This window comes from Shewanella sp. S1-58-MNA-CIBAN-0166, assembly GCF_040310085.1.
Classification (GTDB): Bacteria; Pseudomonadota; Gammaproteobacteria; order Enterobacterales; family Shewanellaceae; genus Shewanella.
On record NZ_JBEOPN010000020.1, the window covers coordinates 54,472 to 73,445 of the forward strand.

The following is an 18,974-nucleotide window of genomic DNA, read 5'->3' on the forward strand; positions in this document are numbered from 1 at the left end:
CATTGCCTTCATACATCGACGACACTGTAGCGCAACATGAAATCAAACCGTTAGCTAAACGCCATATAACGTCACCACCACCGCGCCACCTAAACCTACATTATGTTGCAGCGCTAATGTGGCATTGTCGACTTGCCGGTTGCCAGCTTGACCACGTAAGTGCCATGTCAGCTCGGTACATTGTGCCAGCCCAGTGGCACCAATTGGATGTCCTTTCGACATTAATCCACCCGATGGCCCAATAACAAATTTGCCACCATACGTGTTGTCACCATTGGCAATCAATTCAGCTGCGCCGCCTTCAGGACATAAGCCTAATGCTTCATAAGTGATCACCTCATTTGGGGTAAAACAATCATGCAGTTCTATTACATCGATATCGTTGGGGTCGATACCAGCATCATCATAAACCTGCTGCGCCGCTTGTTGGCTCATTCCCTTACCGACGGCATAAATTGGGTCTTGCCACGACTGCTCGGTATCAGTTGCCATTGCCTGCGCAATAATCTTTACCTTGGATGTAATGCTGTTTTGACGGGCAAACTGTTCGCTGCAAACGATGGTCGCTGCGGCACCACAAGTGGGAGGACAAGCCATAAGCCGAGTTAAATAATTATCGTAAATTAACTTATCATCAAGCACTTGCTGATACGTTAATGGCGTTGAAAACATCGAGTATGGATTTTGTAGCGCATGACGACGTGACTTTTCGGCCACCTTGGCAAAAATATCGGCACCGACATGATACTTATCCATATAATAACGACCTGCAGCACCAAAAGCCCGTAATGCAATTGGACCTTGCGGGGCATTAAACTGCTTTAACACTGGCTCAATCCGCTCAAAAGGGCTTTCTCTGTCGGTCCAATGCGATCCCAATGCACCTGGTTGCATTTCTTCAAATCCAAACGCTAACGCACAATCCACTTGTCCAGACAATACCGCCTGGCGCGCTAGAAATAACGCAGTCGAGCCACTAGAACAATTATTATTAACATTGATAATTGGAATGCCGCTTTGAATTACATCGTAGAATGCATGCTGAGCGCAGGTGCTGTCGCCATAAATATAGGCACCATATGCTTGGCCAACTGACTTGGCGTCAAGCCCTGCATCGGTTAATGCTAACTTAATCGCTTTAGCCGCCATGACACGATAGGGTTCATGCTTACCTGGTTTGCAAAATGGGATCATTCCCACTCCTGCCACTCTTACTGCTGTCATATTGCTCCCGTAATGCTGTTTCTAGTGAGATGTTATTGGGGATCAGTTATTGATAATTTGGAATAGGGATCTTTACAACCGATGTATTTAAGCCCTCGTTATTGGACAATATTAGCTTAATGACAACTGTTAACATAAAGTTAATTTACCTGTAGTACAACGCACCAAATGAAAGCGATAGCGCACCAAAATGAAACATTATCAGTCCAAGCATCAATCGTTACTGACACTATTGAGCATTGAACTGACACAAAAACGCACCGAAGTAGAACATTTAACGGATCATTTCAGCAACATTTTCAGCTATTTGCACCATATGGGTTCATGAATATGCCAGTCAAGTAACGGTTTAGGAATGACTTTTGCTTTATAAAAGTATGAATTTCAACAGAGAATCGTTTTGTGGGAACTGAAATGAATAATATTAGTGATGCTATTGGCGTCATTGCACAAAGTGCAGACACCTTGTTTATCTTACTTGGTGCAATTATGGTGTTAGCCATGCACGCAGGCTTTGCATTTTTAGAAATGGGCACAGTGAGACATAAAAACCAAGTCAATGCCTTGGTGAAAATTCTAACTGACTTTGCTTTTTCCGCTATTGCCTACTTTGTCATTGGTTATCAAATTGCTTACGGCAATCACTTTTTTGTCAGCGCAGAAAGCTTAACCACTGATAATGGTTACCAACTGGTTAAATTTTTCTTCTTACTCACATTTGCAGCAGCCATTCCAGCCATTGTATCTGGCGGTATTGCTGAACGCGGCAGTTTTAGGCCTTTTTTATTGGCTTCAGCTTTGATTGTTGCCTTCGTATACCCGCTATTTGAAGGGATTATGTGGAACGGTAATTATGGCTTCCAAGCTTGGTTAGAAAGCCAATTCGGCGCCCAATTCCATGACTTTGCAGGTTCCGTTGTAGTGCATGCCATGGGCGGTTGGTTAGCATTAGTCGCCATCTATTTATTAGGTGCCCGACGCGGCCGCAAACCCGGTATCGCTTTTGCGCCATCAAATATTCCCTTTCTAGCGCTAGGCTCTTGGGTGCTGATTGTCGGTTGGTTTGGCTTTAACGTTATGTCAGCGCAAACCCTCGATGGAATTAGTGGCTTAGTGGCGGTAAACAGTTTAATGGCTATGGTTGGCGGTACGGTTGTGGCCCTTGTGGTGGGTAAGAATGACCCTGGTTTTATGCATAACGGACCACTAGCTGGCTTAGTGGCTGTGTGTGCCGGTTCTGACTTAATGCATCCTGTTGGCGCATTTGTGGTTGGCGGTGTCGCTGGAGGTTTGTTTGTTTTCGTATACACCAAATTACAGCGCAGCAACAGAATAGACGACGTTCTAGGTGTATGGCCACTACACGGTTTATGCGGTGTGTGGGGCGGTATTGCAGCGGGTATTTTTGGCCAGCAAGCTTTCGGAGGCCTTGGCGGAGTCAGCTTTATTTCACAACTTATCGGTAGTGTTGCTGGTGTTGTAGTGGCAATTGTTGGCGGTATGATTGTGTATGGCGTAGTTAACAAGCTATCGAGTTTACGCTTAAGCCAAGAAGATGAATTTATTGGGGCGGATTTAGCGATTCACAAAATTGGTTCAACCAATTCAGATAAGTAGTTAAAAAAGATAACCATTAAAAAAGGCAGAATCTTCATTCTGCCTTTTTTGTCTCCTTTGTCCCGTCCTGAAATATGTTCGCTCATTAAAGATAAATAAATTCATTAAAATCAATAATATTAAACCCTTATCGCCAATTCGAAACACCCCAAAATGAACACTTAATCAGGGAGACGTATGCGGCCATCATTCAGCGTCTTTGGCCTTAATAAAATAACTGACTTAAGCATAAATTTACATTGCAAAAATCATATCTAAATCCTAGTATACGCAAAAAATAAACAATAAATTTACATAAAAATCACACTTATATAGCATTGTCACAAGGATGAAAAATGTTAACCAAAAACCAACTTTCGTTTGCCTTAGCGATTTTATTTTCCCTTTCTGCTTGTGGCGGTGGCGGAGACTCATCAGACTCTCCTTCAGAAACACCTGATGGTTCAACAAACACGAACTCACAATCTAATATCATTAAAAATGCCGATAATTATAATGCGATTGAACTTGAAAACGCTGCAGCGCAGTTAATCATCGCACGCTATACGGGGTCAAAATCATTGGCCACATTGACGCTAACAAATACCCAACATGCCTTTAAACAAGTCATAAATGGAGAAGGTATATTACTGCCCAACTTACATTTAGAAGAGCTTGATTATAATGTTAACGAATCTGGTAAAGTGGATTTTACTGCTCAATGCTCTACCTCCGGCAGTGTCAAATTTAAAGGTCAGTTAAGTACTCAATTTACGGGTAACCTTGCCATTAGTTACAATAATTGTAGTGATGGTTATAGCAATAATGTAACCGGCAATATGGCTTTTTCAATAAAAACTGCCACAGAAAGCCAATACAATTTTAGCTTTAACTTTGATAATTTATCTTGGAAAGAAGGTAATCTCACAACATCACTCACTGGCACCTATGGAATTAATAGTCAAGAAACGCCTAATACTTCCCAATACAGCAATAGTATCAAAACCAATCTTCTTTATACTTACTCAGGCCAAACTCAAGCACTTGTTCAGATAACTCAAACTCAATCGTATAAGGATAACCTGTTTAGTTGGGTTATTTCAGGTTCATACTTTCACAGTAAGATTGGTCAATTCAATATATCTACCAATGCTTTAGATGGAAATTTAGAACAAGGAAAGATCATATTTAAGGGCACCAATTCGTCTACGCTGGAGTTTTTGAATGGTCCAGTAAAATATACTCAAGATACAGACAACAATGGCATTGATGATGTAGGTACTTACTTTGCATCTATTTATGACTTAATCGACAGTAATTTATCAAATAAACAGCTTGTTGATGTGGCTAAGATGTCATTACCTCCAGAAGCTTCAGCGCCCTATGGAAATAATTATCAGTTATATACAACTACACCACTGACTGTGTCGCCTGGGTATTATTACGACCCAGATAACAGCAATGACCAACTCACTGTCAGTTACCGTTGGTACATTAATGGCCAACCTGTCGCAGGGCAAACAAGTAATATCCTACCAGCTCATATTGCTGTTTTCGGCGATGAAGTAAAAGTGGTAATGGTCGTCTCCGATGGGATTAACACTGTTGAAAGTGATTACTTTTTCTTTACCATTAATGACTCACCGTCACAATTTAATGCGGTTAATCTCCCAAGCAACATTCAATCGGGACAAACCGTGCAATTTAGCGCATTGCTCACCGACCCAGACAATATTGATCCATCAAAAATTGGATCCTTAATTTCAGGCCCTAATGGTGCAACCATTGACAGCCAAGGTCTGGTCACGTGGCATGTAGGAAGTGACTATATTTTTCCACAGCAAAGTGTCGATTTTGTTTTTGCACTGACCGATTCAAATGGCAACATTCTAGAATCAGCAACGGTTTCACTTGATGTGAATGCCGATAAGCCAATGCCACTGGCTCGTTCAGGTATTGAGGTTCCTTATTACGAAAAATCTATGTGGGTGGGTGATTTTGATGGCAATGGTATTAATGAAGTCATATCAACAGATAATAACAACAGGCTGTTCATTCTAACCGAACAAAATGGTAGTTATGTGCAAACCTGGCTTTATCCATTTAAAGTGGCATCACAAGGCACAATTCAACAAGTTCTGGTTTTTGATACTAACAAAGATAATCGTGATGATATTGTGGTAATAACAACACACGGGATCAGTGTTATTAACGATCTCAATGCCTTGTCATACGAATTATTAGCTACAGATGATACGATCTTCAGCGCTGCAATTGATGATATCGATAATGACGGGGTCCCAGAAATTGCTTATTTGCATTCTCGAGCGCTGACTTCTTACGATGCAGAACCCATGCTCAGTGTTATCAGTATGTCAGCACCTTCAGAAACGCTGTTTACAACCAATATTAGTGCTCAACAAGTCATCTTTTCCAATGTAGACCTACAACCAGGCCTTGAACTGATCACAAATACTGGCTTGGTTTACGATACCCAGAGTTGGCAAAATAAATGGGCTAACAGCACGCCATTTGGAGACCGAGCCGTAACTGCCGGTGACTATAACGACGATGGTGTTAATGAAATTGCCGGCGCGAATAATTGGGGAGCTATCACTGTCTATTCTGCAGTCAATAAATCGCAATTAGCGACGACAGAAGTCTTTAATACTTGTTCCATCAGTACCATTAATTTGGATAATGATAAGGCCGACGAGTTAGTGGTTGGTGAATGTCAGTCAGGACAATTGCATGCTTATAACTTAAATATTAATACACTCTCTGAGTTATGGTCTGTATATATTCCATATACAGGGGTGAGTTCGTTAACTGTGGGTGATTCAGACAATGATGGCGAAGACGAACTTCATTGGGGCTCTGGCACAATGAGCACCGGGGCAGACAGTTTTCATGTCGCAGATCTCGGCATTAATACGATAAACATCAAACCATCAACCCCCACCATTCAATTAGATACTTTTAGCAGTGCTGGTTGGTCAACTATTACTGATAATGATGAAAAAGCCGTATTCTTTGTTCCGCAAACAGCAAGCGGTTATGAAGGAAGCCGAATCCTGACAATGGCAGCAGATGGCTCTTACCAATTGAGTGAGCAAATATCGTCCAATTGGGATAATAGCTTTCATGCCGTCACCACTGATTACAATCATGACGGTTTTGGTGATTTACTGCTGCCAACAACAGAATATTACGATGGGCGCATGAGCGTTATGCAATTATTTGATTATAGCTTCCATTGGCAATCTACAATCAGCAGCCAATCTGATATTGGCGTGATAAAGGCATTTGATATCAATCAAGATGGATTTGAAGATGCCATTTATGCCGATGAAAAAGTACTCAAAATTGTCAATATTGAAGATCAAAGTCTGATTGCGCAATACAGTTTTGAAAGCAATATCACAGACTTTGTTATATATGAAAACACCGTGATTGTGGCCCGAAAAGATACGGTCAGTGTATTAACGCTAAATACTTACTCTCTGTCAGAGCAGTCTTTTATCAATCAACGTTGCCAATATTTAACGTTACTCAACAAAGACACCGACCTTCAACAAGAACTAATTTGTATTGAAGGTGATCATTATGAAAACATCAGTAATATCTATACATACGAAATAGACAACTTAGTGCTTGTTGAGAAAAGCAAAAAAGCATTCGATCGTTCAATCTATGGTATTGCTATCGATGAATCTACCCGTAATAACCAAGGGTATTTTGTCACTGTCCAAAAAGGTCAAGGTTATGCCGGTGAGTCTGATGTCAGTTACCACATTGAAAAACATGACGCTAACAGTAATGTCGTCTGGCGAAGCCCTGGCTTAATTGGAAAACCATCAGAGCAAGGGCTTAAAGCGCGATACTCTAGCAGTAATGGTACCCAGTTAATGCTGTCGACCCAAAAAGCTATGTATATGATTAATTAACAAATAATTTAATGTGTAATAAAAAAGGCAGAATATTCATTCTGCCTTTTTTGAGGCCAAGCAATTTAGTTCATCAGTGCTTAGATTTAAGCCCATTTTTAACCATATCTTGACCACTTTCGAAGATGTCTGCGGTAATCCAACGGCCAAGTAATAGCTTGTGGTTATCACCAAATACCGCAACAAAATGACGACCGTCAGCATGACTAGTTGCCATACCCACACCAGCAACACCTTCCAAACCTAAACCGCCCTTTTCCACCGACAGTAAAAAGCGTTCTAATTCGGCTAAATTATCAATCACATCATTTTCAATATTCATTTGTATTCCCAACAACTTTAGATCAAAACTTGGGTGCTACTTTACCCCATTGAACCTCAATAAGGTATATTGTATGCCATCGGTGCCTATAGCGCTGGTAACTGTACCACTCACTCAGGTCTAGTCGCTAAGATGATTAAAAACGTAACGTAAAATCAATCAGCTGCGCATCGTCATCGTATGAATCAAAATTAATCGACAACATCACCGTCCCTTTTGTCAGCATAATGTTATCAAAATTATCTTCTGCGTTTGGGTATCGCTCAAACAATTGAGATTTGATAGTAGGCAACTGATAATTAGCAAGCACAGCATTAAATTCACTCATCGTTTGCGTGCCAAACATCGACTCGGTAATTTTAATTGAATTAACGACTCCTTGGCGATCAAAACCCAATAATACATTGCTATTCACCAGCACTTTTGGACCGTTGTCTGTCAATTGGATTTGGTTGATGAGCTGTTGTGGTTGCAAGGTATAAGCTTGCTTAAATGCTAATGTCAACAATGTTGCGATGTCGATATTATCAAAGTTACCGAACTTAACGTGATGATCATCAGTGACGGTTAATGGCATAATTGCAAAGCTGTTAAGTCGAGAAACAGCAGCATTATCTAGACTTTCATTATAGTCTTCAAAGGTTAATATCAATCGGCTATTTTTATCTCCCACACTGTAAACATCACCTTGCTTTTTAAGCGCTAAATGCGCTTTCACGCTAGCAAGCCCATCACCTTGACGCACTTGGTTAGCAATCACCCAATTATCGCCATCATAGTTTTCACTTAAGGCAATTTGGTTTTGACCATGGCCATTTAACAATCCTAAATCCTGGGTAATCATCTCGATACGATTGTCTTTAACAACAAACCATAGACTGCGCCCATAACCATAAACGGTTGCACCATTGTCGAGTTGCAACTGAATACTGTGAGGACCTAATGCTTGTTGTAAAACATCAACCGAGTCACCAATGTGTATGCCATAGGCGCTGTCGGTTGTAATAAGCGCATCAGGTGCTTGGTGTTTTTGCGCTTGCTTTAATACATTCCCCTCGTTTGGCATCGTCAACTTTACTGTGGTTTGGGTATACGAAACCGATTTACCTTCACTGTTATAAGGTGTGGGATCTTTGCTCAGTTGTGTATCGTCACAAAAGGTAACGTATTGCGCAGTGGTAATCACATGGATTTGCTTGGTGATCGATTTAACTCGGCTACTGTCATCTTGCAAGTCAATACTTCGCTCAATTCCGCCAACACTTAATTTATCAATAATAATCGCATCCGCTCCTGCTGCTGCAGCTTTGCGCTGTATTTCCACAAAGGCTTGTTGTATATAAGCATCACGATGGGACAACACGCCATCACTAGACGATTCCAGCATGTCTGAGTCAATATCGTAGACGATTTTATCATTGGCTGTATCGATAGTGTGTGGACTACAAAGTGGGTAAAAATCTAAAATTGGCGGTAATTCATTGGCGTTTATAGCAGGGCTTAACATTGCACAGCTGAGCAAAAAAAGTGAAGGTTTCATTTATCGTCCTTGAATATTAATTATTAAGAATATGTTTTTTTACAAGACGTTAACATTATCATTGTTCACTAACCTAAAGATAAATCTCTTCACTGTAAACTTATTTATCTTATCGAATACCGGTGGCGACGGCTATTAGCACGCAAATATATCACAGTGAACAAGATCGCACTTTTATCGACTTGCTATTTTGTTCCACACTCACTGTGCAGTTTCTGCACTTTTACTCTCTAACATGCTGGTAATGACTTTATGTTAACAATCTTACCCAAGTACTAGGAGAGCCCGATGTTTTCCCTTAATAACTTACACCTCAAAAAGCGGTTAATTAACCAGCCAATGACACTATTACTTATCATGACACTCAGTTGTGCTTTCATACTCACAGGTTGTGGTAGCGACAGTGATAGCAACAGCGAAATAGCCGAAACGGTCATTAGCGCTGATACTGACACAAGCACTGATACCGAAACAGAGGTCACTGACGCAGATTTTGTAGCGACCGATTGGACAGACGAAACCCACAGTAAAAATGTCGACCCTAACTTTGATGAAGTGTTTAGTGATACCGAAGTTAAACGGCTTGATATCGTTGTCACACAAGCGCGCTGGCAAAGCATGTTAGATGACATGACAGCACTTTATGGTGAGTTTGGTAGAAGCTCATCAAATAGCTTAAGTGATACCGATGAAGATCCTATTTTTGTTCCAGCTGAAGTATTTTATAACGGCACGCAATGGTATCGCGTCGGCATTCGCTTTAAAGGTAATTCATCACTGCAAACTAGCTGGCAACAAGGCATTCTTAAACTGGCACTTAAACTTGATTTCGACGAGTATGAAGACGATTACCCGCAAATTAAAAACCAACGTTTTTATGGTTTTAAAAAGTTTAGTTTAAAAAATAACTTTGATGATGAGTCAATGTTACGTGAAAAAGTCGCAGCGGATGTGTTTAAAGACGCTGGGCTTGCTGTATCTCACACAGGGTTTTACACCTTATACGTTGACCATGGAGACGGCCCAGAATATTTTGGTTTATATACTCTTGTAGAAGAAATTGATGACACGGTAATCGACACGCAATTTTCTAGCGACAAAGGTAACTTGTACAAACCCGAAGATGATGGCGCAATGTTTGTTGATGGGTCATTTAATCAAGAAGACTTTGAGAAAAAAACTAACGAAGACGACGAAGATTGGTCTGACATACAAGCCCTGTTTACCGCCCTACACGACGACACTCGCACCACAGATCCTGAAACATGGCGAGCCAATCTAGAAACGGTATTTGATGTTGATGTATTTTTAAAATACTTAGCCGTTAATGGCATCATTCAAAACTGGGACACTTACGGCTTAATGCCACACAACTACTATTTATATAACAATCCAGACAATTCAAAACTGACCTGGATACCTTGGGACAACAACGAAGCATTGCAAGACGGGAAACAAGGTGGCGCATTGTCGTTAGACTTCTCAGACCTCAACTCAAGCAGCTGGCCACTCATATCAAAACTGTACGCAGATGATGTATACCGTGACCGCTACAACCAGTTTTTACTGGAGGTTATCAGCGATGCATTTGAAACCAATAAAATGCAAGCAAGCTACAATGCTTACTCTGCACTTGTTGCCCCTTATGCGACCACTGAAGTATCTGGGTATAGCTTTTTAGAAAGTAGCAGCGATTTTTACCGTGCTATCGATGAGCTAATAGAGCATGCAGAAGATAGATCCACTGCTGTAGAAAGCTATTTAGACAAACAGTAAGCACGCCACTCCTTCACAATATAGCGCAACAAAAAGCCCGCCACATAAATGGCGGGCTTTTTGCTATGCAAAACAGAACCAATAAACTAGATACTAAGGTTTGCTTTACGCGCTTGATGTAGTTTTTTGTAGCTTTCGATCAAACGTAAATGCGGTTCAATGCCTTCGAGATTCATGCTGGTTTTGCTCAGGCCATAAAAGCGTACTGTGCCATTAACCGAACCGACGACATTGTCCATCACTTCTTTACCGAACATGCGGTTAAAGTTACCGATAAAGTGCTCAAGTTCTAAGTCTTCATCTAAGGTCACTTCCAATACTGCATTCACAGCTTGATAAAACAGACCTCGTTGGACGGTATTGTCGTTAAACTGTAAGAACTCACCTACCAATTCAATCGCATCTTCGTGCGAGCCCAATGCAAGATAAATCAAAATCTTCAGTTCGATAATGGTTAACTGGCCCCAAACCGTATTCTCATCGAACACAATACCAATTAACGTACGAATATCGGTATGGTTATCTAGCTGGCTTTCTTCTAAGCGATTAACTAACTTACCTAACGCTTTAGTGCTTAATGAATGCAGATTTAAGATATCTTCACGGTAGTTTAAAGACTTATTGGTGTTGTCCCAAATCAAGTCATCTACTGGATATACTTCTGAATATTCCGGCACTAAAATACGACACGCAGATGCGCCTAAATCTGTAAACTCGGCAATATACACTTCTTTGCCCATGGCCTCTAAAATACCGAATAAACCGCTGGCTTCTTCTTCACTAGTACCGCTAAAGTCCCATTCACAGAATTCGTAATCAAACTTACTGCTAAAGAAACGCCAAGAGATAACCCCTGTTGAATCAATAAAGTGTTCAACAAAGTTTTCTGGCTCAGTCACTGCCATGCTATTAAAAGTAGGCTTTGGCACATCGTTTAAGCCTTCAAAGCTGCGACCTTGTAATAACTCGGTTAAGCTGCGCTCTAATGCCACTTCAAAGCTAGGGTGTGCACCAAACGAGGCAAATACACCACCAGTACGTGGGTTCATTAAGGTCACGCACATAACAGGAAATTGACCGCCTAAAGAAGCGTCTTTCACAACAATAGGGAAGCCTTGCTCTTCAAGCCCTTTAATGCCCGCTAAAATACTTGGGAATTTCTCTAGTACTGCCATTGGCACATCGGGTAGTACAATTTCTTGTTCGATAATTTGACGTTTAACTGCACGTTCAAAAATTTCAGATAAACACTGCACATGGGCTTCTTGCAGGTTATTACCCGCACTCATGCCATTGCTTAAAAATAAGTTTTCAATAAGGTTAGACGGGAAATAGACCGTTTCCCCATCTGACTGACGCGTGTATGGAATAGCACAAATGCCACGATCTTTATTGCCTGAGTTAGTATCAATTAAATGTGAGCCACATAACTCTTCATCGGGGTTATAAATGTCTAAACAGTACTCATCTAAAATGCCAGTAGGCAGAGCATCATCGTCTTCTAGTGCAAACCATTTCTCATTTGGGTAATGCACAAATTCGCTATTGGCGATTTCAGTACCAAAGAATTGATCGTTATAAAAAAAGTTATTATTAAGACGCTCTATAAACTCGCCTAAAGCAGAACATAACGCGCTCTCTTTAGTGGCACCTTTTCCGTTGGTGAAACACATAGGTGATGCTGCATCACGAATATGTAAAGACCACACATTAGGCACAATGTTACGCCATGACGAAATCTCAATCTTCATCCCAAGGTCGGCTAACAACCCCGTCATGTTTTTAATAGTCTGCTCAAGCGGTAAGTCTTTACCTAAGATAAAAGTACTCGCATCGGCTTCAGTTTGGCCCATCAACATCGCATTGGCGTCGGCGTCTAAGTTTTCAACGGTTTCGATTTTAAACTCTGGCCCAGTCTGAACCACTTTTTTAACGGTACAACGATCGATTGAACGTAAAATACCTTGACGATCTTTATCCGAAATATCATCCGGTAACTCAACTTGAATTTGGAAAATTTGGTTATAACGATCTTCCGGGTCAACGATATTGTTTTGCGACAATTTGATATTTTCAGTCGAAATATCACGAGCTTTACAATACACCTTAATGAAGTAAGCGGCGCAAAGTGCTGAAGATGCTAAGAAATAATCAAAAGGACTAGGAGCAGAACCATCACCTTTGTAACGGATCGGCTGATCGGCGGTGACGGTAAAGTCGTCAAACTTAGCTTCGAGTCTCAAATTATCGAGAAAATTTACTTTGATTTCCATTGAATATATCCACAGTCTTGCGCAACCAAACGGCCAGCTTGTCTAAATTAGGGTGAATTATCGGTGTTTTTGACCCAATAGTCTTGGGTTAATTGCCAAAATGATAGCTTTAAGGTGATTTTGCAGGATAAACACTATTGATTAGCTAGCAGCAGAACAGTGCTAGCTAATCAATAGTGTTTATAAAAATGACTAAATTGATGAACACGCTCATTTCAATAAAAATAAACAGATATCACTGTAGAGCCAATCGTCACAGATCGTATTATGAATGTATTAACGGCAAAGGTTAAAGCCAGTCTTGGTAAAGGCAAAACCCAATGTATAAATGATGAAAGGTTATCCCCCTCATTCATCTGCCACTAAGTCCGGTAAGACCTAGAAACACTAGGTCCTGTTGATCTTTCAAGGTTGTTTTTGCAGCGAATTGCTGGCCATTACTTAAACATGAGCTACAAGGCAGAGACTTTGCGGTGTAGTTATTCTACATAAAAAGTCGATAACACAGTAAAAATGACCTACAAACGCTGCCCGAAAGGTTCGGCTAAAAACGTTTTACTCTTTGTTGAATGCATTTTGCTTAGATGACTAGGCAGCAATTCATTAGCCTCGATTAAAACGTTTTCACTCGAACAAAATTCAACCAACAAAGATCAACAGACCCTAATCATCTGTAAAATATAAACAGCAAGTTCAATGTTAAATAGATCGACTAGCGAATAGTTACGTTTCGGCCAAAATATTCTTCAGACTCATACTTTGCGATTACTTTTTCAAGTGTATCGCCGTGATTATCCATCACCAATTTATGCGAAATTGCACTAAGTGAAATCAAAATATCTTTACACTCAATTCTGGCTTTCATCACCGATCCCGAAGCGGTTCTCAAGACTTGAGAAATTAGCTCATGATTTTTACCAATTAAGGCTAAAATAAAATGAACCATTACTTCAGAGCAAAGCTCTTTATCTTCAATTTTACTTGGTCTGACAACCTTTTCTAAATAATCTTCTTCTCTTCCTGCAGGAACAAAACGTTGTACCCAATAGAAATAATCTTCATCGTAAATGATAGATTGTATTGGTTTCATAAACGTTTCATCTGTCGATATCTTTTGAAAAAGCTCTTTTTTGACTTCATCAGATACGTCAATAAGCTCATCACCAAACTGTTTGTTGAGCATTGAAATAACGGCTTCCAGCTCTTTTAACAGAGATACATTTCCTGATGTCACTTGGTTATAAGCATCACCGACTTCGTCGATGTTTTGTTGGAATACACCAATATACTTATCACCTTCTTCAATAGCATCAAGTAAAGGTATCAAGCTATAACGTCTAACCTGAATCAATTCATAAAATTGGCCTAATTCTTCGCGAATCGCTTGGAGACGATCAATCGCTTTAATCAGAAATTGATCATCTCGTTTTATCGCTAAATTCAACCGAGAAAAATCGAGTTGATCATTTACTTTGCGAACACGATTATCGATCATATTTTCATAGGTCTGTGTCTCATTGATCAACACTGAAAATTTATCTTCCATCTCAAAAAGTACATCTTGTACTTTTTTTAGACTTGTAGATCGAACTTGTTGATTAATTCCGCGCACTTTTTCAGCTTCAGCCTGCTTCTTTTCACGAATAACCCAAGTCACTGCGGCACCAACAATTGTCAGACTTGTCGCCATATCAAAACCAAGCTGAACATTATCAAACCATGAAGGCATTATTTTTCCTTAAATGTTATTTTCCTGTTTGTATAAATAGTAATAACTGATCCAACTACTAATGTCACCACGAAAAAGGCTAAAAGATAATAAAAGTCACACATATACCCTCAAATTAAATCATTTTTTAGCGATTAAACAATTTATTTCAATATACTTAATAGCTCTAAAATCAATGTAATAAGTATTTTTAACCTCAAATATGCTATCACTCAATATAAAATGAACCAACAGCGTTATAGCCACAATAAACTAACCATCATTCGGCTCTGAATTTATATATAATCTTTAATAATCAACCACTAAAAAACATCATCATTAAGTATTAAATTGTTATTGAAACCGCGAAAAATTTCTTTTTATGCCCGTTAATTTATGTATTATGACAACCGATTTTCTAATAGAAAATGAAGAGAATTAGACTGTTTTAGTCATTAAAAAGCGACTTGCTGTAGTGTTCTAGGAGGGAATAACATTCTATGTGAAATGAAATATCGTTAGTGTAAACATTAACGCTCATCTTGTAACGAACTGACCACGATGAGATTATGACGCTTTATCTGCTTCACGCTTAACCAGCATAAAAGTCAGGTACATTTTTGTCGGTAGCGACAATGCCATGCCAAAGGCCACGCACATCGAACTAATAATAATTCCATTAACTCCCATCATCTCAATCGTATCACTGAAATTATGACAATAAATGCCTAACAAAATTAGGCTGAACCCTATCGAGATACAGATTTTTAAGATCAATATGAGTTTGTTATCCGGCATTATGGCCTCGCTATCATCAACATGATGTACAGCTAATATAATGAAACTATTTGCGATCAATAGCCTTGATTCAGATCAAAGTAGAAATAGGATTATGGAGAAATAAGAAAATTAGATCACAGTTAGATTCCGCTCATATTGAGGATGGTGATTAACAAGCAGAGGAGACATAGTTAAAATAATAATTTGAAATGATGACACTACAAAAATAAACCGTTTATACCCGTTACGAATACAAGTTGTTAAATCGCAGACATAAAAAAACGCAAACAGTCGTTAAACCGTTTGCGTTATTCTTATAACGTCGAGTTACACAGCTACTACGTTAGCAGCTTGTGGGCCTTTTTGGCCTTGCTCAACATCAAAAGAAACTTTCTGGCCTTCAGCAAGAGTCTTGAAACCCTCTGAAGTGATTGAACGGAAATGAACGAACACGTCAGCGCCGCCGTTATCAGGAGTGATAAAACCAAAACCTTTATCTTCGTTAAACCATTTTACTAAACCAGTTGTTTTGTTAGACATGATGTGTCCCTTATATATTAAAATTAATCAATCTGTCGCGAAAATGCGATGCGCTCAAGCTTGAATTATTGAATGTCACGATGAAGCTAAGGGAAACACAGAGGATAACAACGATAACGAAGAGATTCTAAGGCTTTTCTTTTACTTGATGTTCATTAATAACTCTGAATGTCAGAGCAAGACATATAATACACGAATATCTAAGCTTGTAAATATTTTTATTGAATAAATATAAACAACACCTAAAACCACTTGATTAGCAGCATTGCCACTTGCAACCTTAATGCACTAGATTAGCCACTAGATTAGCCACTAGATTAGCCACTAAGCCTGCCATAGCGCCTGCCATAGCCGTTAACCAAAAACAGATATGAAATTAGCTTCATAATTCAATTAGGCAAGTCATCCAACCCAATTTACAATCTAGGTTTTCGATCCTACCGTGTTGATAATCCGGTTATTGGGCTTATGACTGTATAGTCATTATCTTTCTTTGATGGTTGTACTTTAATGGTTGTACTTTAACGCTATCGGACAAACCTACACTTTAAAAAGCTAAATCAACATAGCAAGTTTAAGACTAAGATTTTATCTTTTCTAGAAAATAGGCAACAACAAATAAAACCACAACATATTGATAACATTATGTTTTAAAGATGAAAAAATTACAATTCAATCAGAAAAAAATACCGTTTTACATTATTACTGGCTCATTGAGCGGGTGAAAAAATAAGCCATTTCGCTTGAGATATCATCACCTACACCTTCCCTTACCAAAAACACTAAACATAAGCTGTTGATATTAATTGTTAAATTTAAATATCGATAATTAACTCTCTGTTACTTTTATAAAGTTGGCATCTGTTTTGTATTTAGTTAGATGTATTTACGTAATTAACTAGGAGTACCTTATGAAAAATACGATTCTTACTTTAGCCGGACTTATTTCGTTAGCCTCTTTTAGTACTTATTCTCACGCTGATGACTTCAAGAAAGACGTAGCAGAAAATGGCGTTTATGTCGGCGCTAATTATGGTTACCTAAAAGTCGATGGCGAAGATGACTTTGACGACGACAATGATGTACTCCAGGGCCTAGTAGGTTATCGCTTCAACAAATACTTAGCTCTAGAAGGTAGCTATATTGATTTTGGTAGTTACGGCAACAACTTATCTAGCGCTGAAACAGATGGTTATACCGCTGGTCTAAAAGTGACATTGCCAATTGCTGAGCGAATAGAGTTGTATGCCAAAGGTGGTCAGTTATGGTACTCAACAGATTATGACGTGGTCGGGTTTTCTGGCAATAAAGATGATGAAGGTGTATTTGCCGGTGCTGGTGTCGCGTTTAAAGTAACAGATCGTTTTTTAATTAATGCGGAGTACACTTGGTATGATGCAGAAATTAACTTAGATAATGTCTCTAACGGTTCTGACACAGAAACAGACTTTAAGCAGGCTAGTATCGGTGTTGAATATCGTTTCTAGTGATTCTAGTGATTCTAGTGATTCTAGTGATTAAGTAGAGTGCTTAAATTAACTACTTAATAATAAAATTCAGAAGGGTGTAATGCAAATTGTGTTACACCTTTATTTTATACCTATCATTCTAAGATCCGCATTAAAGCGATTAACCTTCTACCCAAACAAGTTATATGAGCATCGCTCTTGTGTCTGCGATTTACGTCAATAAAACAATTGATGATTTAGGTTGCTTATCTTTAACTCTGTTTATTCACTGCGATGCAAAATTTACATACTGAGCTTGGGGCTCAAAACAACAAGCGCTGTATTTTTATCGCCACGGAGTATTGCGATCCTGCAGCATAAAAAAGTAAGAATCACACGTTGAAATAATCAAAAATCGACTTTAAAACGAGCCACTCGCGCCTCAGTTAACGTACATTGGGTAAGCTGCATAAGTTCCCCCAAGGTGATACCTGGAGTTTGTTTAATTAAGCGGACAAGTTTTGCATCTAATGGCTCTAACTTATCTGCATGGCCAAGAAGCGCGGTCTCAATCTTTTGAATAAGATAACGAAAATTATCATCATTTTGTGCTTTTAACTGTTCAGTAAACGACTGAATATTAACCGCCTCACCGATAACGCCCCAATTCCGAGACCGACGTACACGCTTCAGCTCGCAGTTAAATTGCAGCGCAATGACTTTAGCTTGCTTGGCTTTCTCCCCACCAATTCGATGAATAAGTGATGGAAGTGGGATGGTAATATCTTCAATCATAATATTTTGTGGCAAACCTACTTTGTTGAAATGAGTTCTGGCTAAAACACTTTTATCGGTAAAAACTACTAACTTCAACGTTATCTATAACTTACTAGCATATCTTTAAAATCAACATAGTAATAAAAATCAGAATTATGTAGTAACCAATCTCTTGTCACGATTGATGACGTTTTAGCGTTCGCATTTTAACGCTATAATGCCACTCGAAATAATCACCTGCTATCAATATTAACCGCTTACCAGCGCATTTAGCGCCCTTTCTGTTGAAAGCTAATGTTAAAATATGTTGAATAAAATTAAGTAGAAATACCTCATGAGTCCAGAACGTTTTGCCCGAATAAATCAAATGCTTGATAACCGCCAAGTCGACTTAACGGTTTGCCTTGATAAAGTGCATATGACCAATAATATTGCTGCGGTTCTTCGCTCTGCTGACTGTGTGGGCATACATCAAATTCATGCAGTGTGGCCCGATGATGATATGCGGGTATCGGGTAATACCGCTTCTGGCAGCCAGCAATGGGTTAATACCGTTAAACATTACACTTTTGAAGAAGCTCACCAGGCCTTTAAAAAACAGAAAATGCAGATATTAACCACTACGTTTTCGGACTCTGCGGTTGATTTTCGTGAGATTGATTATACTCAACCCACTGCCATTATAATGGGTAATGAGCGTGACGGCGTCAGCGCAGAAGCCATTGCGGCAGCAGACCAACATATCATTATTCCCATGCGTGGCATGGTGCAATCGCTTAACGTGTCGGTTGCCGCTGCACTAGTGATGTATGAAGCTCAGCGCCAGCGCGAAGTAGCCAAGATGTACGGTACACGTAGACTGGATCACAGCTACTGCCAGACTATGTTATTTGAACAAGGTCATCCGGTTTATGCCAAAGCGTGTCGCCGCAAACAGATCCCCTACCCCGCCATTGATGATCAAGGCCAAATTGTAGCTGACAAAGAGTGGTGGGATAGAATGCGCGCACCAAATCCACAAACGTTGGTGGATTGATGCATCA

The 18,974-nt window shown here is 39.5% G+C and carries 13 protein-coding genes; 5 read left to right on the forward strand and 8 right to left on the reverse strand.

From position 1 onward, the window contains the following. Positions 1-54: 54 nt before the first annotated feature. Positions 55-1,224, reverse strand: coding sequence for a lipid-transfer protein (locus tag AAEY99_RS13165; RefSeq protein ID WP_351010767.1), 1,170 nt, complete (start codon positions 1,222-1,224; stop codon positions 55-57). A gap of 414 nt (positions 1,225-1,638) precedes the next feature. Here AAEY99_RS13165 and AAEY99_RS13170 point away from each other — a divergent pair, with 414 nt between their 5' ends. Together AAEY99_RS13170 and AAEY99_RS13175 are read left to right on the forward strand one after the other, a co-directional pair. Beyond that, positions 1,639-2,841 (forward strand): ammonium transporter, encoded by a 1,203-nt coding sequence (locus AAEY99_RS13170; protein WP_351010768.1) that lies wholly within the window; start codon positions 1,639-1,641, stop codon positions 2,839-2,841. Between the two features lie 335 nt (positions 2,842-3,176). Next, complete coding sequence (locus AAEY99_RS13175) at positions 3,177-6,767, forward strand: FG-GAP repeat domain-containing protein (protein WP_351010770.1); 3,591 nt, start codon at positions 3,177-3,179, stop codon at positions 6,765-6,767. Positions 6,768-6,840: 73 nt separating this feature from the next. On the opposite strand, the gene AAEY99_RS13180 is transcribed toward AAEY99_RS13175, so the two are convergent. Then, a complete protein-coding gene (locus AAEY99_RS13180) occupies positions 6,841-7,089 on the reverse strand; it encodes a hypothetical protein (RefSeq protein ID WP_351010772.1) in 249 nt (82 codons plus the stop codon). A 136-nt stretch (positions 7,090-7,225) separates the two neighbouring features. Continuing rightward, positions 7,226-8,629, reverse strand: a complete 1,404-nt coding sequence (locus AAEY99_RS13185; RefSeq protein WP_351010774.1) for a hypothetical protein — start codon at positions 8,627-8,629, stop codon at positions 7,226-7,228. A 288-nt stretch (positions 8,630-8,917) separates the two neighbouring features. Here AAEY99_RS13185 and AAEY99_RS13190 point away from each other — a divergent pair, with 288 nt between their 5' ends. Then, positions 8,918-10,405, forward strand: coding sequence for a CotH kinase family protein (locus tag AAEY99_RS13190; RefSeq protein WP_351010776.1), 1,488 nt, complete (start codon positions 8,918-8,920; stop codon positions 10,403-10,405). An 86-nt stretch (positions 10,406-10,491) separates the two neighbouring features. Here AAEY99_RS13190 and AAEY99_RS13195 read toward each other — a convergent pair whose 3' ends face one another. The 4 genes from AAEY99_RS13195 to cspE all read right to left on the reverse strand — a co-directional run bounded on the left by AAEY99_RS13195 (position 10,492) and on the right by cspE (position 15,706). Further along, positions 10,492-12,678 carry an OsmC domain/YcaO domain-containing protein gene (locus AAEY99_RS13195; RefSeq protein WP_123883699.1) on the reverse strand — a complete coding sequence of 729 codons (2,187 nt, stop codon included), beginning with the start codon at positions 12,676-12,678 and terminating at the stop codon, positions 10,492-10,494. Between the two features lie 712 nt (positions 12,679-13,390). Next, positions 13,391-14,407, reverse strand: coding sequence for a hypothetical protein (locus AAEY99_RS13200; protein ID WP_101086007.1), 1,017 nt, complete (start codon positions 14,405-14,407; stop codon positions 13,391-13,393). 546 nt (positions 14,408-14,953) lie between these two features. Next, the gene (locus AAEY99_RS13205; protein WP_162022375.1) at positions 14,954-15,184 is read right to left on the reverse strand and encodes a hypothetical protein; all 231 of its coding nucleotides are present in this window, start codon (positions 15,182-15,184) and stop codon (positions 14,954-14,956) included. A 309-nt stretch (positions 15,185-15,493) separates the two neighbouring features. After that, a complete protein-coding gene (gene cspE / locus AAEY99_RS13210) occupies positions 15,494-15,706 on the reverse strand; it encodes a transcription antiterminator/RNA stability regulator CspE (protein WP_011636218.1) in 213 nt (70 codons plus the stop codon). A 911-nt stretch (positions 15,707-16,617) separates the two neighbouring features. On the opposite strand from cspE, the gene AAEY99_RS13215 reads away from it, so the two are divergent. Beyond that, on the forward strand, positions 16,618-17,193 hold the full coding sequence (locus AAEY99_RS13215) for a porin family protein (RefSeq protein WP_011636217.1): 576 nt from the start codon (positions 16,618-16,620) through the stop codon (positions 17,191-17,193). Positions 17,194-17,562: 369 nt separating this feature from the next. On the opposite strand, the gene AAEY99_RS13220 is transcribed toward AAEY99_RS13215, so the two are convergent. Beyond that, entirely contained in the window at positions 17,563-17,949 is a 387-nt protein-coding gene (locus tag AAEY99_RS13220; RefSeq protein WP_162024281.1) for a ribosome recycling factor family protein, read from the reverse strand. A 316-nt stretch (positions 17,950-18,265) separates the two neighbouring features. On the opposite strand from AAEY99_RS13220, the gene trmH reads away from it, so the two are divergent. Beyond that, positions 18,266-18,967: a tRNA (guanosine(18)-2'-O)-methyltransferase TrmH gene (gene trmH / locus AAEY99_RS13225; protein WP_351010778.1), complete on the forward strand. Its 702-nt coding sequence runs from the start codon at positions 18,266-18,268 to the stop codon at positions 18,965-18,967. Positions 18,968-18,974: the final 7 nt, after the last annotated feature.

Coding starts and splice junctions, on each gene's coding strand:
- AAEY99_RS13165 (WP_351010767.1), bottom strand. CDS start 1,224: ATGACAGCAGTAAGAGTGGCAGGAGTGGGAATGATCCCATTTTGCAAA.
- AAEY99_RS13170 (WP_351010768.1), top strand. CDS start 1,639: ATGAATAATATTAGTGATGCTATTGGCGTCATTGCACAAAGTGCAGAC.
- AAEY99_RS13175 (WP_351010770.1), top strand. CDS start 3,177: ATGTTAACCAAAAACCAACTTTCGTTTGCCTTAGCGATTTTATTTTCC.
- AAEY99_RS13180 (WP_351010772.1), bottom strand. CDS start 7,089: ATGAATATTGAAAATGATGTGATTGATAATTTAGCCGAATTAGAACGC.
- AAEY99_RS13185 (WP_351010774.1), bottom strand. CDS start 8,629: ATGAAACCTTCACTTTTTTTGCTCAGCTGTGCAATGTTAAGCCCTGCT.
- AAEY99_RS13190 (WP_351010776.1), top strand. CDS start 8,918: ATGTTTTCCCTTAATAACTTACACCTCAAAAAGCGGTTAATTAACCAG.
- AAEY99_RS13195 (WP_123883699.1), bottom strand. CDS start 12,678: ATGGAAATCAAAGTAAATTTTCTCGATAATTTGAGACTCGAAGCTAAG.
- AAEY99_RS13200 (WP_101086007.1), bottom strand. CDS start 14,407: ATGCCTTCATGGTTTGATAATGTTCAGCTTGGTTTTGATATGGCGACA.
- AAEY99_RS13205 (WP_162022375.1), bottom strand. CDS start 15,184: ATGCCGGATAACAAACTCATATTGATCTTAAAAATCTGTATCTCGATA.
- cspE (WP_011636218.1), bottom strand. CDS start 15,706: ATGTCTAACAAAACAACTGGTTTAGTAAAATGGTTTAACGAAGATAAA.
- AAEY99_RS13215 (WP_011636217.1), top strand. CDS start 16,618: ATGAAAAATACGATTCTTACTTTAGCCGGACTTATTTCGTTAGCCTCT.
- AAEY99_RS13220 (WP_162024281.1), bottom strand. CDS start 17,949: ATGATTGAAGATATTACCATCCCACTTCCATCACTTATTCATCGAATT.
- trmH (WP_351010778.1), top strand. CDS start 18,266: ATGAGTCCAGAACGTTTTGCCCGAATAAATCAAATGCTTGATAACCGC.